The 15,433-nt window shown below is 61.9% G+C and carries 11 protein-coding genes, 1 pseudogene and 1 riboswitch; of the genes and pseudogenes, 7 read left to right on the top strand and 5 right to left on the bottom strand.

Features of this window, described 5'->3' with window-relative positions:
* Nucleotides 1–24: 24 nt before the first annotated feature.
* The 5 genes from MF410_RS23510 to MF410_RS23490 form a co-directional block, all read right to left on the bottom strand.
* Nucleotides 25–2,028 carry an aldo/keto reductase gene (locus MF410_RS23510; RefSeq protein ID WP_097627873.1) on the bottom strand — a complete coding sequence of 668 codons (2,004 nt, stop codon included), beginning with the start codon at nucleotides 2,026–2,028 and terminating at the stop codon, nucleotides 25–27.
* Nucleotides 2,029–2,066: 38 nt separating this feature from the next.
* Complete coding sequence (ugpC, locus tag MF410_RS23505) at nucleotides 2,067–3,149, bottom strand: sn-glycerol-3-phosphate ABC transporter ATP-binding protein UgpC (protein ID WP_097627872.1); 1,083 nt, start codon at nucleotides 3,147–3,149, stop codon at nucleotides 2,067–2,069.
* 20 nt (nucleotides 3,150–3,169) lie between these two features.
* Nucleotides 3,170–4,006: a carbohydrate ABC transporter permease gene (locus MF410_RS23500; RefSeq protein WP_097627871.1), complete on the bottom strand. Its 837-nt coding sequence runs from the start codon at nucleotides 4,004–4,006 to the stop codon at nucleotides 3,170–3,172.
* Nucleotides 4,003–4,863 (bottom strand): sugar ABC transporter permease, encoded by an 861-nt coding sequence (locus tag MF410_RS23495; RefSeq protein ID WP_017992298.1) that lies wholly within the window; start codon nucleotides 4,861–4,863, stop codon nucleotides 4,003–4,005. Before MF410_RS23495 ends, MF410_RS23500 begins: the two co-directional genes overlap by 4 nt.
* Nucleotides 4,864–4,946: 83 nt before the next feature.
* The gene (locus MF410_RS23490; RefSeq protein WP_097627870.1) at nucleotides 4,947–6,221 is read right to left on the bottom strand and encodes an extracellular solute-binding protein; all 1,275 of its coding nucleotides are present in this window, start codon (nucleotides 6,219–6,221) and stop codon (nucleotides 4,947–4,949) included.
* Nucleotides 6,222–6,307: 86 nt separating this feature from the next.
* On the opposite strand from MF410_RS23490, the gene MF410_RS23485 reads away from it, so the two are divergent.
* The 7 genes and pseudogenes from MF410_RS23485 to uca all read left to right on the top strand — a co-directional run bounded on the left by MF410_RS23485 (nucleotide 6,308) and on the right by uca (nucleotide 15,432).
* Nucleotides 6,308–7,228, top strand: a complete 921-nt coding sequence (locus MF410_RS23485) for a helix-turn-helix domain-containing protein (RefSeq protein ID WP_097627869.1) — start codon at nucleotides 6,308–6,310, stop codon at nucleotides 7,226–7,228.
* 211 nt (nucleotides 7,229–7,439) lie between these two features.
* A riboswitch (guanidine-I (ykkC/yxkD leader) is annotated at nucleotides 7,440–7,547 on the top strand.
* Between the two features lie 74 nt (nucleotides 7,548–7,621).
* Nucleotides 7,622–8,695 (top strand): putative urea ABC transporter substrate-binding protein, encoded by a 1,074-nt coding sequence (locus tag MF410_RS23480; RefSeq protein ID WP_097627868.1) that lies wholly within the window; start codon nucleotides 7,622–7,624, stop codon nucleotides 8,693–8,695.
* Between the two features lie 65 nt (nucleotides 8,696–8,760).
* Nucleotides 8,761–9,579 (top strand): ABC transporter permease subunit, encoded by an 819-nt coding sequence (locus MF410_RS23475; RefSeq protein WP_097627867.1) that lies wholly within the window; start codon nucleotides 8,761–8,763, stop codon nucleotides 9,577–9,579.
* Nucleotides 9,576–10,406, top strand: coding sequence for an ABC transporter ATP-binding protein (locus MF410_RS23470; protein WP_097627866.1), 831 nt, complete (start codon nucleotides 9,576–9,578; stop codon nucleotides 10,404–10,406). Before MF410_RS23475 ends, MF410_RS23470 begins: the two co-directional genes overlap by 4 nt.
* Nucleotides 10,403–11,224: an urea amidolyase associated protein UAAP1 gene (locus tag MF410_RS23465; protein WP_097627865.1), complete on the top strand. Its 822-nt coding sequence runs from the start codon at nucleotides 10,403–10,405 to the stop codon at nucleotides 11,222–11,224. The genes MF410_RS23470 and MF410_RS23465 overlap by 4 nt, the downstream gene beginning before the upstream one ends.
* A gap of 12 nt (nucleotides 11,225–11,236) precedes the next feature.
* Nucleotides 11,237–11,887 (top strand): urea amidolyase associated protein UAAP2, encoded by a 651-nt coding sequence (locus MF410_RS23460; RefSeq protein WP_018516560.1) that lies wholly within the window; start codon nucleotides 11,237–11,239, stop codon nucleotides 11,885–11,887.
* A gap of 3 nt (nucleotides 11,888–11,890) precedes the next feature.
* Nucleotides 11,891–15,432, top strand: a pseudogene (gene uca / locus MF410_RS23455) (urea carboxylase).
* Nucleotide 15,433 lies beyond the last annotated feature (1 nt).

The raw sequence follows: 15,433 nt of genomic DNA, 5'->3' as shown, positions 1-15,433 counted from the left end.
TTGAACCGCGCCCTCTCTATTGCTTCAGCCTTCCAGCCACTTCACCTGATCAGGTGTCAGCTTGATGTCGAGCGCCGAGAGGCTGTCTTCCAGCTCGGCGACGGTGCGCGGCCCGATCAGCGGAATGACCGGGAAAGGCTGGGCGATCACATAGGCGAGCGCGATGTGGATCGGATTGCGGCCAAGCTTGTTGGCAAGCTCGATGGCGCGGTCGCGGCGTCCGAAATTGCGCTCGGAATACCAGACCCGGACGATCTCCTCGTCATCTCTCTTGTCGCGGCCGGCGCGGTCGGTAAAGAAGCCGCGACCCTGGCTCGACCAGGCGAAGTTCGGAATCTGCTTCTCGTTGAGCCACTTTTTCCAGTCGTCATCGGAAGCGGCGACGCAGCCGGCCCAGATCGGATCGAGCATCTCGGCAAGCGAGAAGTTGTTGGAGAGAGCCGCCGGCGCCGCCTTGCCTGATTTTTCGGCATAGGCGATCGCCTCGTCGAAGCGCGCCCGCGTCCAGTTCGATCCGCCGAAGATGCCACGGATGCGCCCGCGCTTGACCTCGGCATCCATGGCATCGACGAACTCGCCGACGGGCACGTCGGTATTGTCGCGATGCATGAAGTAGATGTCGACATAGTCGGTCTTCAGCCGGTCGAGAGACTGGTCGAGCTGCTTGGCGATCATGTCGGGATAGCAGAGGGGCGAATGCGCGCCCTTGCCGATCAGCACGATCTCCTCGCGCGGGACCTTTCGGCTCATGTGCCAGTCGCCGAAGATGGCTTCCGTCTTGCCGGCTCCATAGACAAAGGCCGTATCGAAGGCATTGCCGCCGGCCTCGTAGAAGGCGTCGAGCGTCAGCGAGGCGGCGGCGAAGTTCGGGAAGAATTCGAAGCCGAGTGTCACGACCGAGGCCGGCTTGGAAATGCCGGGTATCTCACGCTGCGGAATGCTGTTGCCGCGCGTGACAGCACCGCCGGCAATGTTGGCCGTTCGCTTTGCCGCTTTCTCGACGCCGTATTCGAGGCCGACCGAGGCGCGCCACTGGTCGAGCACGCGCAGGTTTCCGATCGAATCCGCCCAGCTCATGCCGGGAGAGCTGAACTCGGTTCTGCCGGCGCGGATGGCATCGCCCGCCGCATCTGCCTCAAAGGAATAGAGCCAGCGATCCTCCCTGAGTTCGACGGTTTCTCGGCTGCCGCCCTTGAAGATCTCGATCTTGCCCACGCCGCCCTTATGGCCGGAGGCGAACCAGAAGTCGGCGACTTCGATCCGGCCCTCGGAGCCGATGATACGCAGCACATTGTCCTGCTGCGCCATGATCGAGCAGGAGACCTCGGCAATGATCTCGTTCGGGAATTTGAGCACGGCGGAGGCCCATTCATCGACGCCGCTCTGGCCGAGATGGGCGACGCCCGAAACCTTCTCCGGGTCGAGGAAGGCCTTGCCGTCCGCGGCGCCGGCGATCAGCCTTGCCATCGAGACCGGGTAGCCGCCGACATCGAGAATGCCGCCGCCGGCGGTATCGTTGGCGAACAGCCGGTGCTCCGGCCTGTAGCTGCCCATATTGAAGCCGAAGCTCGAGCGAATGATGCGCAGCGTGCCGATGACACCGCTCTTGATCAGTTCGACCAGCTTCTCCGTCTGCGGATGCACGCGGTACATGAAGGCCTCGCCGGCAAAGACGCCGGCCTTCTTGGCCTCGTAATAAACGGCTTCGGCATCATAGGCCGAAAGCGCGATCGGCTTTTCCACAAGGATATGCTTGCCGGCGCGCGCGGCCTTGATCGCCCATTGGGCATGACCGGTATGAGGCACGGAGATATAGACCGCATCAATCTCGGGGTCGGAAAGCAGCGCCTCATAACCGTTGACGATGCGGGCGCCGGGGAAGTTTTCTGCCAGTCCCGGCTTTGAAGGGTCGCGGGTGGCGATCGCCACCAGTTTGCCGGTGCGCGAATGAGCGACGCCGTCTGCAAAGGTGCGGGCGATGGTGCCGGGGCCGATGATGCCCCAGCGGATCGGTTGATCGGAAGTCATGGAAACCTCTCTCGTCTTTCTGCCTTGGGATTTGTGGTTTAGCGAAGCCGTTTGCCGACGCCGTCGAAAAGGAATGTGTGGCGTGCAGGAAGGCCGACGGTCAGCGTCTCGCGATTGCCGGCGGTGCGCGATTCCGGCCGCTCGATGATCAGCTGCTCGCTGCCGATGGCGGCATAGATGTAGCTGGTGTTGCCGAGATGTTCGGCGACGTCGATGGCGACGGTGAGATCGGCGTCACCCATGCCTGCATCGACGAAATGTTCGGGACGGATGCCGAGCGTCACCTTCGTGCCGGCTTCGATGGGTTCGGTGACGGGCAGCGGCAGGCGCATATTGGCATCGCTTTCCAGCGCGATCACCGCCCCGCCCGGCTGCGTTTCGACCACCACGGCTTTGAGGAAATTCATCTTCGGCGAGCCGACGAAGCCGGCGACGAACTGGTTGGCGGGATCGTCATAGAGGTCGAGCGGGGCGCCGATCTGTTCGATATTGCCGGCGCGCAGCACGACGATCCTGTCGGCAAGCGTCATCGCCTCGGTCTGGTCGTGGGTGACGTAGATCATCGTCGTGCCGAGCTGCTTGTGCAGCCTGGAGATTTCGACGCGCATCTGGACGCGCAGTTCGGCGTCGAGGTTCGACAGAGGCTCGTCGAACAGGAAAACCTCCGGTTCGCGCACGATGGCGCGGCCGATTGCGACGCGCTGGCGCTGGCCGCCGGAAAGCTGCTTCGGCCGCCGCTTCATCAGCTCGGTGATCTGCAGGATCTCGGCGACGTGGCGCACACGCCGCTCGGTATCGGCCTTCGGGTTGCCGTTCATCCGCAGGCCGAAGCTCAAATTCTCCTCGACGGTGAGGTGCGGATAGAGCGCATAGGACTGGAAGACCATGGCGATGCCGCGATCGGCCGGTTCGACGTCGTTGACGACCCTGCCGCCGATCCGAAGCTCGCCTGAGGTGATGTCCTCGAGACCTGCGATCATCCTGAGCAGCGTGGACTTGCCGCAGCCGGAGGGGCCGACGAAGACGACGAATTCGCCGTCCTTCACCTCCAGATCGGCGCCATGGATGATCTCGAAGCCGCCGAAGCGCTTGACGATATTGCTGAGTGAAAGCTTTGCCATGCAGCCTCCCTATTGTTCGATTATTTGATTGCGCCGGCCGCGATGCCGGCGATGAAATGGCGCTGGAGAGCCACGAAGACGACAAGGATCGGCGCTGTCAGCAGCACCGCGCCGGCCATGATGCCGCCCCAGGAGACCTTGGTGAGGCCGATCAGCGTTCCCAATGCCACCGGCGCCGTCATCATTCCCGGTTTGGAATTGATCAGCAGCGGCCAGAGGTAGTTGTTCCACGAGGCGAGGAAGAGGATGATCGACAGTGCCGCCATGGTCGGACGCGCCAGCGGAAGGGCGATGCGCAGGAAGATCTGCCATTCCTTGACGCCTTCGACCCGAGCGGCATCAAAGAGCTCGCCTGGCATCATCGAGAAGGATTGCCGCATGAACAGAACGCCGAGCGAATTGAACAGCGGCGGCACGATCAGCGCCACCCAGGTGTTTGCCAGCTTGAATTCGCGTGCCACCATGATGAACTGCGGGATGACGACCACCGAAAACGGCAGCGTGATTGTGCCGAGGATGATGGCGATGACGATGGAGCGGCCGACGAAACGGTACCGCGCCAGCGCCCAGCCCGCCATCGAGGTCAGCAGTACCGACAGGACCGTATAGATGAGCGCGACGCCGACGGAGATCACCATGGCGCCGATGAAATCGGTATCGGCCTGCAGGTTCTTGAAATTCTCGATGAAGTTGGTCGATGGCCAGAGCACGATGTCAGGGCTGAAGATGCCGTTGTCGGGCATCGTCGAGAAGACGAACATCATCCACAGCGGAAACAGCCAGATCAGAGCAAGCGGTGCCAGTGCGGCATGCAGCGCGATCTGACGCAGCAGAAGGGATTGCGATTTGGATCTCATTTCGGATCCCTCCCGACCCAGAGATTGAGAAGCGAGATCGCCACGGCAAGGGCAGCCATCGTATAGGCGATCGCCGAGGCATAGCCGAAGTTCAGCGAGGTGAAGCCTTGGCGATAAAGTAGCAGGCCGAGCGTCTCGGTGCCGCCGCCGGGACCGCCACGATTGGTGATCAGGAAGGGCTCGGTGAAGAGCTGCATGGTGCCGATCACTGAAAGAACCACGCAGAAGAGGATGATCGGTTTCAGAAGCGGCAGGGTGATATGAAAGAATTGCTGGATCTTGCTCACCCGGTCGAGTGTCGCCGCCTCATAGACATCGTCAGGAATCGACTGTAGGCCGGCGAGGATGATGATGGCGTTGTAGCCCGCCCAGCGCCATGTGACGGCAAGGATGATCAGCGCCATGGCGGCATTTGCATTGTCGAACCAGGAGACCGGGCTGAGACCGACGGCCGAGATCAGCTTGTTGATGATGCCGAAATCGAGGCTGAACATCAGCCGGAAGACGGCAGCATAGGCGACCTCGCCGACGACGACGGGCGCAAAGAAGGCGAAGCGGAAGAGCGGCCGCGCTTTCAGCAGCGGCGAATTGAGCATTACCGCCATGACCGTCGCGAGTGCGATCATCACCGGCACCTGAATCAGCAGGATGATCAGCGTATTGTAAAGAGCATTGTAGAAGGCCGGGTCATAGAAGAGCCGGCCCCAATTGGCCTGGAAACTGAATTTCCACGGATTGATTCGCGTGTTCTGAAACGAAATCAGGAACGAATTGATGATTGGCCAGACCCAGAAGGTGGCAAAGACCAGCAGATAGGGGGCGAGGAACGCGTAGGCGCTCCGGGTTCTGAACGGCATCAAGCCTCCTCCTCACGAATGAATGACCGGCCGCTTTGCAAACCGGGGGAAAGCCGGGCGCCTGAAGCGCCCGGCATCGTCATTCATTGCGCGATAGGGAGGCCGGTCGCCGAAGCGATCTGCTTGGCGGCGTCGTCGAGAGCCGCCTTCGCATCGGGATAGCCGCCAGCGAAGAACTTCGTCTGCGTCGCCTTGAAAATGGCTTCCGCATCACTCTGGAAGGCGGTGCCGCGGCTCGGTACGATCTTCGGCAGTGTCGCCAGAATATCCGCCCAGACCTTCTGGCCGCCCCAATAGGGCTGCGGCTCATTGACGAAGGGATCCTTCTCAGCCGAAAGCAGCGACGGAACCAGACCGAACTCCTTCAGCATGGTGATCTGACCCTCATCCGTGCCGAGGGCGTAATTGACAAATTTCCAGGCGGCTTCCTTATTCGCGGATGTCGCCGAAATGGCGAGCGACGAACCGCCGAGATTGGCCGCATGCGGGCCATCGGCGGTCAGGCTCGGCATTCTGTAGACGCCCCACTTGCCCTTGAGATCGGGAGAGGTCGAGCGCACGGTGCCCTCATACCAGCCGCCATACAGCTGGCTTGCGGCCTTGCCGGCGGTATTGGCCTGGATCTTTTCGTCCCAGTTGGCCGACGTCAGCGTCCCGGCATCCTTCATCTCCTTCACCTTTTGCAGCGAGGCGACGCAGGCCGGCTGGTTGATGGTGATGTTCTGACCGTCGGTCGAGTAATAGCCGCAGCCCTGTTCGTTGGCGATCATGCGAAACCATTCGCTGTCGCCGTTGAAGTCGGCCTGCGCCATGACGACGCCGGGGTTGGCGGCGGAAATCTTCTTGCCGGCAGCGATGAAATCGTCCCAGGTGCTGATCGTGCTCGGATCGACGCCGGCCTTTTCGTACAGATCGCGGCGGTAGAAGACGGCGACAGGACCGGAATCCCACGGCATGGCATAGGCGACATCGCCGACTTCAAGCTCGGTGCGCTTGAAATCAGGGAATTTCGCCTGGATCTCGGGCGTGTAGCCGAGCTCCTTCAGATTGGCGAAGCAATCCGGGAAACGGCTCCAGAAGATTTCAGCCTCGAAATTTTCGATACTGACAATGTCAGGCAGGCCGTCGCCGCCGGCGGCGCAGGCAGCCAGCGTCTTGTCGAAGACCTGGCTGTTGCCGAGGTCCTCGACGGTGATCTTGATATCGGGAAACTGTTTGTTGAAGCCTGGAAGCGTGGACTTCAATGCCGATGCGGCGACATTCCAGCTCCAGATGGTCAGATTGGCCGACTCAGCGAATGCGGAGCCGGAAGCAAGCAGTGCGACAGCTGCGGTCGCAGCGAGAAGTTTGAAGCGCATTGAAAATCCTCCCTTTTCAATTGCCGATTTTTCACGAACGCGGTTAGACTATCCGCAAGGGAGCGGCTGTCTCCTAAAAAGGGAACATGGATTTGGCGGAAAGTAAGGTCGGCACGAGTGCAATCTATCAGCCCGGCGCAAGCAGCATAGAGGGTTCGCCGACGGCGCTGCAGATGTTTCATGACCATCCGCTGGTCATGGCTATGCCGCACTGGCATGCGCAGGTTGAGGTCAACTTCGTCATGCGCGGCACTGTCCATTATCGGATGAGCGACCACGAATTTCGGCTGAACGCCGGCGAAATGTGCCTCTTCTGGGGTGGCCAGCCGCATCAGATGGATGAATCCTCGGATGATTCGCTCTATGCCGGCGCCCATCTGCCGCTCATTTATTTCTTCCGGTTGCGCCTGCCGATCAGCATTTCCAGCCGGCTGATGAAGGGCGAGACGCTGCTGACCTCGGCGACCGATGCTGCCGACAACGAGAATTTCGCCCGTTGGTTCCGCTATTCCAAGTCCGGTGATTCCGCCAAGGCTCAGCACGCGGTCGACGAATTGCTGCTGCGCATCGAGCGTATCGCGCTCGAACCCTATTCGATGACGACATCGAAGACGGTCGCCAGCCTTGAAGGCGATCAGCCGCATCCGAATTCCTCGCGCAACGTTGCACGCATGTGCGATTTCATCGCCGCCAATTTCCTGCAGGACATCGATTCGGTCGACATTGCCCGCGCCGCCGACCTGCATCCGAAATATGCGATGAACCTCTTCAAGCGATCGACCGGCATGACGCTGAGCAAATATGTGACGCTGCTCAGGCTGTCGCGCGCCCAGGCGATGCTGATGAGCGAAGGCGCCAACGTGCTGCAGGTGGCGATGGACAGCGGCTTCGGCTCGATCAGCGCGTTCAACAAATCCTTTCGCCATATCGCCGGCATGTCCCCATCGGACTTCCGCCGCGATATCCGGCTGGTGACGACGGTCCCCGCCGGCGCCTTCCGGAACTAGATCGGGGACGTGTCGCACTTCGGCGTTTTACCTGTTCTGCCGCTTGCCTTTCCTCTGAGCAGAAAGACGTCGGCGCTTAAGATGGTGGCAGAAAGTGCGCATTTACTGTGCAAGTGCATGCACTATTCAGGCTGCGGGCGAAAGACAGCCTGTTCACCGTCAATGAATTCAACAATTTATAGTTTGGCACGCCCTTTGCTTCGATAGCTGCAGAGTTGGTGGCTAGGGTTCCGGCGTCGCAGGGCGCGGCTGGTCCGAGAGCTGCCACCGGCGGGGAGACATCCCGCCGGGTGCACGGCGGGACAAAAGCCCGGGAGACCTCGTAAGCCAAGGGATTGGCGGCACGATGGTCATTGCCGATCCCTTTTGACGAAAAGCAAAAGGGGAATTTCAATGCAGACTTTTTCGAAGCTTCTTTCAATCACCGCACTGACGGCATCCTTGGCGCTGGGCGTCGGCTCCATCGCGAAAGCCGAACAGAAGACCGATTTCAAGGTCGCCTGGTCGATCTATGTCGGCTGGATGCCGTGGGGATACGCGGCCGATCACGGCATCGTCAAGAAATGGGCTGACAAATACGGCATCAAAATCGAGGTCACCCAGTTCAACGACTACGTCGAATCGATGAACCAGTACACGGCCGGTGCCTTCGATGCCGTGACGCTGACCAATATGGACGGACTGTCGATCCCGGCCGCCGGCGGCGTCGATACCACAGCCGTGATCGTCGGCGACTTTTCGAACGGCAATGATGCGGTCATCCTGAAAGACAAGGCGAGCCTTGCCGACATCAAGGGCCAGAACGTCAATCTCGTCGAATTCTCCGTCTCGCACTATCTGCTGGCCCGGGCGCTCGAAAGCATCAAGATGACCGAGCGCGACGTCAAAGTGGTCAACACTTCCGATGCCGACATGGTCGCTGCCTACAAGACGGCTGACGTAACGGCTGTCGTCACGTGGAATCCGCTGGTCTCGACCATCCTCGAAGATCCCACGGCCAAGAAGGTTTTCGACAGTTCGCAGGTGCCGGGCGAAATCATCGACCTGATGGTCGCCAATTCAGGCGTGCTGAAGGACAACCCGAATTTCGGCAAGGCGCTCGCCGGCATCTGGTATGAAACCGCAGCACTGCTGACATCAGACAGTGCCGACGGCAAGGCCGCCCGCGAGGCGATGGGCCAGGCATCGGGCACCGATCTCAAGGGTTTCGAATCCCAACTCGCAGCCACCAAGCTGTTTGCCAAGCCGGCCGATGCCGTTGCCTTCACTGCCTCGGGCAGCCTGCCGAAGACAATGGATCTCGTCCGCAACTTCCTGTTCGAAAAAGGCCTGCTCGGCAATGGCGCGCCGTCCGCCGACGTCATCGGCATCGAAATGCCGGACGGCAAGATCCTCGGCGATAGCGGCAACGTCAAGCTGCGGTTCACCGAGACCTACATGAAGGCGGCCGCTGACGGTTCGCTCTGAGCGATTTTTAAGCAGCGACGCGGCCTTCCCTGCGCCGCCCATCCTTCATCAGCGGAGCTTTCCCTATGCGCTGGATCAACACGAAGCCGAGCCGGGGCGCGCAGCTTGCCTTGACGCTGCTGCCCTTCGTGCTGCTGGTCGTTGCCTACACGTTCGGCTCGGCGGCGCGGCTGGCGGAAAATGCCAACGACAAACTGCTGCCCGGTCTTGCCGGTTTTGCCGATGCGATCGATCGCCTGGCCTTCATCGCCGATCCGCGCACCGGCGAATACCTGCTCTGGTCCGATACCGGAGCGAGCCTGGTGCGCCTGTTTGCCGGCCTTGGCATCTCCACTATCACCGCGCTCGTCATCGGCATGCTGATCGGCATGCTGCCTTATATGAGGGCGCTGCTCTCCCCTTTCGTCGCCGTTATCTCAATGGTGCCGCCGCTGGCGCTGCTGCCGATCCTGTTCATCGCCATGGGGCTCGGCGAAGCCTCGAAGATCGCGCTCATCGTCATCGGCGTTGCGCCAACGATGATCCGCGACCTTGCGCTGAAGGCGCTGGAGCTGCCGCGTGAGCAGATCGTCAAGGCTGAAACGCTCGGCGGCTCCTCCTGGCAGATCGGCCTTCGTGTCGTGCTGCCGCAGATCTTGCCGCGGCTGATCACCTGCCTCAGGCTTCAACTCGGTCCTGCCTGGCTATTCCTGATCGCGGCAGAAGCGATCTCGTCGGATTCCGGTCTCGGCTACCGCATCTTCCTCGTCCGCCGCTATCTCTCGATGGACGTCATCTTTCCCTATGTCGTCTGGATCACGCTGCTCGCCGTGATCATGAACTATATCCTCGATCGCATCCGCATCGCCGTCTTCCCCTGGTCGGAGCTGGAGAAGCAGGCATGAGCGAGTTGGTGATCGAAAAGGTCTGGAAAGAGTATGGCGACCAGATCGTCCTCGAAGATGTGTCGCTGATTGTCGCCGCGCGCGCCTTCGTGGCCCTTGTCGGACCGTCCGGCTGTGGCAAGTCGACGTTCCTGCGCATGCTGCTCGGCCAGGAGCGGCCGACGCGGGGCACGATCCTGCTCGACGGCGAAGCGCTGCCGCAGGAGCCAGGCCCGGATCGCGGCGTCGTCTTCCAGCGCTACTCCGTCTTCCCGCATCTGACGGTCCTCGGAAACGTGCTGCTCGGGCGCGAACTCTCGGCGTCCCGCTACAAGGCCAAGCTTTTTGGCGCTGCCCGCCGCGATGCCGTCGACGAAGCTCGGCGGCTGATCGGCGAAGTCGGCCTTTCCGGCGCCGAGGACAAATATCCGGCGCAACTATCAGGCGGCATGCAGCAGCGCCTTGCGCTGGCGCAGGCGCTGATCATGAAACCGAAGGTGCTGCTGCTCGATGAGCCATTCGGCGCACTCGACCCCGGCATCCGCGCCGAAATCCACACATTGATGAAGCGGCTCTGGCACGAGACGCAGATGACCGTCGTCATGGTGACGCACGACATGCGCGAGGCATTCACGCTGGCGACGCGGGTCGTCGCCTTCGAGCGCAAGCGTGACCGCCCGGAGGAAAAGGAGCGCTACGGCGCGACGATCACCAAGGACATTTCGATCTGGCCGCCGAGGCTTGCCGGCGCGCCCACCATCTTCAGCCCCGACCGGGACGGCCCGGTCATTTCTCTGGGCCTTCGCCGGGACGACCCGGCTTCCAGTCCGTCAGGAGAAAAGCCATGATGCATGTCAGACGTTCGCCCGAAGAGATCGCCGCCAACCGGCAGCGTTACGAGGAACATCAGAAAAAGGGGCTGGAATTCGCGCCGAAGGCCCTACCGGCGCCGAGCCCCCTGCCCGCCCCCGGCATCGATGCGGCTGCGATCATCCATCAGGAAACCATCCCCGGCGGCTGGTACTGGTCGACCGCGCTGAAGCGCGGCGAGGCGCTCCGCATCGATCAGGGCGAAGGCGGATCGACTGTGGTGCTCGTTGCCTGGAACGCCACTGATACAAGCGAACGGCTCAATCTGGTCGATACGGTCAAGGTTCAGTGGACGACCGCCCTCGGCAAGGGCCGCGTCATCTTCTCAGATATGGGCCGGGTGATGTTTTCGCTGATTGAGGACAGTTCCGGCGCCCATGACTGCCTGATGGGTGGTTCGACGGCAGCTTCGAACGCCGCAAAATATCCTGGCGTGAAGACCCGCAACACTCGCGACAATCTCGTGCTCGTCGCCGGCAAGCTTGGTCTCACCAGACGCGATATTCCTGCGATTCTCAATCTCTTCGCCCCGGTTCGCGTCGACGACAACGGTGGCTTCCACTGGCGCGGCAAACTCTCCAACAGCGGCGATTATGCCGAACTGCGCGCCGAGATGGACATGATCGTCGGCTTCTCGAATTGCCCGCATCCGCTCGATCCCGACCCGGTCTATGCGCCGAAGCCGGTGATCGTCACGCGCTTTCGCGCGCCCGCACCCGCAGTGGACGATCTCTCGCGCACAGCAACCGCCGAAGCCCTTCGCGGCTTCGAGAACAACGCCTCGATGCTGGCCTGAGGGAGAATGACGATGACCGATTTCATCAAGACTTCAGCTTCGCGCAGCCTCGAAAACGCCGTGCAGGAACATTTCATCCCGGCCGAAGCGCCGTGGTCCGGCATCGTGCGCAAGGGTCAGACCATCCGCATCGAGGACAGCTACGGCCAACAGGCAATCGATACGCTGTTTTATCGCGCCGATGACTTTGCCGAGCGTTATTCCAACCAGGATACGATGCGGGCACAAGGCGGCGCCTATATCGGCACCGGCACGAAGATCATTTCGAACGAGGGCAACGTCATGCTGGTCATGACGGCCGATAGCTGCGGCCGCCACGATACATCAGCCGGCGCCTGCTCCTGCGAGAGCAACACGGTGCGTTTCGGCCACGGAACCAAATACCTGCATGCCTGCCGCGACAATTTCGTGATCGAGGTGACAAAACACGGCATGAGCAAGCGCGACATCGTGCCGAACATCAATTTCTTCATGAACGTGCCGATCAAGCCGAACGGCGAGATGACTATCGTCGACGGCATTTCCGCGCCTGGCGATTATGTCGAACTGGTGGCGGAGATGGACGTGCTCTGCGTCATCTCCAATTGCCCGCAGATCAACAATCCCTGCAACGGCTTCGATCCCACGCCGATCCGGGTGCTGATCTGGGACGGCGAGGACTGATCGATGTTCACCAAAGTCCTTATCGCCAATCGCGGCGAAATCGCCGTCCGCGTCATCCGCACATTGAAGAGGATGGGCATTGCCTCCGTTGCCGTCTATTCCGATGTCGATCGATTTCTCGAAGCCGGCACTGACCGCCGATGAGGCCATGCGCCTCGGCACGGCGCCCGCTGCCGAAAGCTATCTTGATGTCGACGCCGTCATTGCCGCCTGCAAGGCGACGGGCGCTGAGGCAGTGCACCCAGGCTACGGCTTCCTCTCGGAGAATATCGGCTTTGCCGAGCGGCTCGCCGCTGAAGGCATCGCCTTCATCGGCCCGCGCCCAGAGCATCTGTCGGCCTTCGGCTTGAAGCATACGGCGCGCGAATTGGCGAAAGCGAGCGGCGTGCCGCTACTGCCCGGCACCGATCTCTTGCAGAGCGTCGACGAGGCGCTTTCGGCTGCCGAGACCGTCGGTTATCCCGTCATGCTGAAGAGCACGGCCGGCGGCGGCGGTATCGGCATGCAGCTCTGCGCCGATGCGGCCGGCCTCAAGGCTTCCTTCGAAAGCGTGCAGCGGACCGCGCGCGCCAGCTTCGGCGATGCGCGCGTCTACATCGAGCGTTTCGTTGCCGAAGCGCGCCATGTCGAGGTGCAGATCTTCGGCGACGGCAAGGGCGGCGTGATCGCGCTCGGCGAACGCGACTGCTCGCTGCAGCGGCGGAACCAGAAGGTCGTCGAGGAGACGCCTGCGCCTGGCCTTTCTGCGGAGACAAGGGCGCGGCTGCACAAGGCGGCGGTCGACTTGGGAAGCTCGGTCTCCTGATGAATCGGCCGGCACTGTCGAGTTCATTTATGATCCCCAGCGCCAGGAATTCTATTTCCTCGAGGTCAATACCCGCCTGCAGGTCGAACATCCCGTCACGGAAGCTGTCTTCGGCATCGACCTCGTCGAATGGATGATCCGTCAGGCGGCCGGCGAGGATGTGCTCTCGGGTGCTGGGGGTCTGACGCCGAAGGGTGCGGCGATCGAGATGCGGATCTATGCCGAGATGCCGCATGCCGATTTCCGCCCGAGTGCCGGCCTTTTGACCGAAGTCATTTTTCCGGAAAGCACCCGCGTCGACGGCTGGATCGAGACGGGAACCGAGGTCACGCCCTTCTACGACCCGATGCTTGCCAAGCTGATCGTGGCGGCGGCAGACCGGCCGGCGGCGATCGAGAAGCTTAAGGCGGCACTCGCCGAAACATCGATATCGGGCATCGAGACCAATCTCGCTTACCTGAGGGCGATCGCCGCTTCCGAATTGCTGGCCAGCGCCAAGGTGGCAACGACGGCTCTACGCGACTTCGCCTTCGTTCCCGATGTCGTCGAGGTTCTCGCGCCCGGGGCGCAGTCAAGCATCCAGGAACTTCCGGGCCGGCTCGGCCTCTGGCATGTCGGCGTGCCGCCGAGTGGGCCGATGGACGAGCGCTCCTTCCGCCATGCCAATCGGCTGGTCGGCAATGCCGATGTGACGGCTGCGCTGGAGTTGACCGTTTCCGGTCCGACATTGCGATTTTATGCCGACCAGACGATCGCGCTTGCTGGCGCGCGGATGCCAATGACATGCGACGGCGTAAAATTGCCGCATGACGCCCCGGTGACAATCCGCGCCGGTCAGGTTCTGTCGATCGGTACCATCGAAGGACCGGGACAGCGCGCCTATCTCGCCGTCGCCGGTGGTTTAGCCGCTCCCGTTGTGCTCGGCTCGCGCGCGACCTTCGGCCTTGGCCAATTCGGCGGTAACGCCACCGGCACACTGAAGACAGGGCACGTGCTGCATTTTGCCCGACAGGTACCGGCCGAACCGGTGAGACCGGCGACGGAGCCAGCCGCCTTGACGCGCGAATGGGATGTCGGCGTCGTCTATGGCCCGCACGGGGCTCCCGATTTCTTTCAGGACAGCGATATCGAGACGCTGTTTTCGACGGCTTATGAGGTGCATTTCAACAGTGCCCGCACCGGGGTGCGCCTGATCGGCCCAGCCCCGCAATGGGCACGAAGCGACGGCGGTGAGGCGGGGCTGCATCCCTCCAACCTGCACGACAACGCCTATGCGATCGGGGCGATCGATTTCACCGGCGATATGCCGATCATTCTGGGGCCCGATGGTCCAAGCCTTGGCGGCTTCGCTTGCCCGGCGGTGATCGCCCGCGAAGAGCAGTGGAAGATGGGCCAGTTCAAGCCCGGCGACAGAATCCGTTTTCATGCGCTGGCTCGGCCGGAAGACCCGATCGCCGGCCCGGCGGTGCGGCGGCCCTCGGAAGAAACAGGTTCGCCGATCCTCGGTATCAGCGAGGATGGCCCGGTTTCTGTCGTTTATCGCCGCCAAGGCGACGACAATCTGCTCGTCGAATATGGGCCGATGACGCTCGATATCGCGCTGCGGCTGCGGGTGCACCTGCTGATGCAGGCGGTCGTGAAGGCCCGCCTCCCTGGCGTCGTCGACCTCACCCCCGGTATCCGCTCGCTGCAGATCCATTACGACGGCACGCAGTTGACGCGCCGGCGCCTGCTTGGGCTGCTCTCCGAGATCGAGGCGACGCTTCCGGCAGCGCAGGAGGTCAAGGTGCCGAGCCGCATCGTGCACCTGCCGCTTTCCTGGAACGATCCGGATGCCGAGCTTGCGATGCGCAAATATCAGGAGCTCGTGCGACCGAATGCGCCCTGGTGCCCCTCGAATATCGAGTTCATCCGCCGCATCAACGGTCTTCCCGATGAACAGGCCGTCCGCGATATCGTCTTCGACGCAAGCTACCTCGTGCTGGGTCTCGGTGACGTCTATCTCGGCGCGCCGGTTGCGACCCCGACCGACCCACGCCATCGCCTCGTGACGACGAAGTATAATCCCGCCCGCACCTGGACGCCGGAGAATGCCGTCGGCATCGGCGGCGCCTATATGTGCATTTACGGCATGGAGGGACCGGGCGGCTACCAGCTCTTCGGCCGCACCATCCAGGTGTGGAACACATGGCGGGAGACGCCGGCCTTTACCAGGGGCAAACCCTGGCTGCTGAACTTCTTCGACCAGATCCGTTTCTTCCCAGTCAGTAACCAGGAGTTGACGGAGGCGCGGGCCGCCTTTCCGCATGGAGGTTATCCCATCAGGATCGAGGAGACGGAATTCTCCTATGCCGCCTATGAGAGGGAATTGCAGGCGAATTCGGCGTCGATCAGCCGCTTCAAGGCAACGCAGCAGGCTGCCTTCGATGCCGAACGCCAGCGCTGGAAGGACGCCGGGCTCGACAGTTTCGTCACCGACGAAGGCACGGGCGAAAGTCCCGATGGGGATATTCCCGACGGCTGCTTCGGTGTTGCCAGCGCCGTGCCCGGCAATATCTGGAAATTGCTGGTCGAGCCGGGCTCCCCGGTTGCGGCCGGCGATACACTCGCCATCATCGAATCGATGAAAATGGAAATCAACGTCACCGCCCATGCGGCAGGCCGCGTTCGCGACCTGCGCGCCGGGCCGGGAAGAAACGTCAAAGCCGGCGATATTATCGTCGTCCTGGAGGAATGCTGAC

The sequence above is a fragment of the Rhizobium sp. C104 genome, from assembly GCF_022354505.1.
GTDB lineage: Bacteria > Pseudomonadota > Alphaproteobacteria > Rhizobiales > Rhizobiaceae > Rhizobium > Rhizobium redzepovicii.
The sequence above is the reverse complement of the archived record's forward strand: the minus strand, read 5'-3'. Positions and strand labels throughout refer to the sequence as shown.

Bases quoted from the DNA above. Each gene is read 5' to 3' on its own strand.
- MF410_RS23470 (WP_097627866.1), top strand. From the start codon at position 9,576: ATGAGCGAGTTGGTGATCGAAAAGGTCTGGAAAGAGTATGGCGACCAG.
- MF410_RS23465 (WP_097627865.1), top strand. From the start codon at position 10,403: ATGATGCATGTCAGACGTTCGCCCGAAGAGATCGCCGCCAACCGGCAG.
- ugpC (WP_097627872.1), bottom strand. From the start codon at position 3,149: ATGGCAAAGCTTTCACTCAGCAATATCGTCAAGCGCTTCGGCGGCTTC.
- MF410_RS23510 (WP_097627873.1), bottom strand. From the start codon at position 2,028: ATGACTTCCGATCAACCGATCCGCTGGGGCATCATCGGCCCCGGCACC.
- MF410_RS23490 (WP_097627870.1), bottom strand. From the start codon at position 6,221: ATGCGCTTCAAACTTCTCGCTGCGACCGCAGCTGTCGCACTGCTTGCT.
- MF410_RS23485 (WP_097627869.1), top strand. From the start codon at position 6,308: ATGGATTTGGCGGAAAGTAAGGTCGGCACGAGTGCAATCTATCAGCCC.
- MF410_RS23495 (WP_017992298.1), bottom strand. From the start codon at position 4,863: ATGCCGTTCAGAACCCGGAGCGCCTACGCGTTCCTCGCCCCCTATCTG.
- MF410_RS23480 (WP_097627868.1), top strand. From the start codon at position 7,622: ATGCAGACTTTTTCGAAGCTTCTTTCAATCACCGCACTGACGGCATCC.
- MF410_RS23460 (WP_018516560.1), top strand. From the start codon at position 11,237: ATGACCGATTTCATCAAGACTTCAGCTTCGCGCAGCCTCGAAAACGCC.
- MF410_RS23500 (WP_097627871.1), bottom strand. From the start codon at position 4,006: ATGAGATCCAAATCGCAATCCCTTCTGCTGCGTCAGATCGCGCTGCAT.
- MF410_RS23475 (WP_097627867.1), top strand. From the start codon at position 8,761: ATGCGCTGGATCAACACGAAGCCGAGCCGGGGCGCGCAGCTTGCCTTG.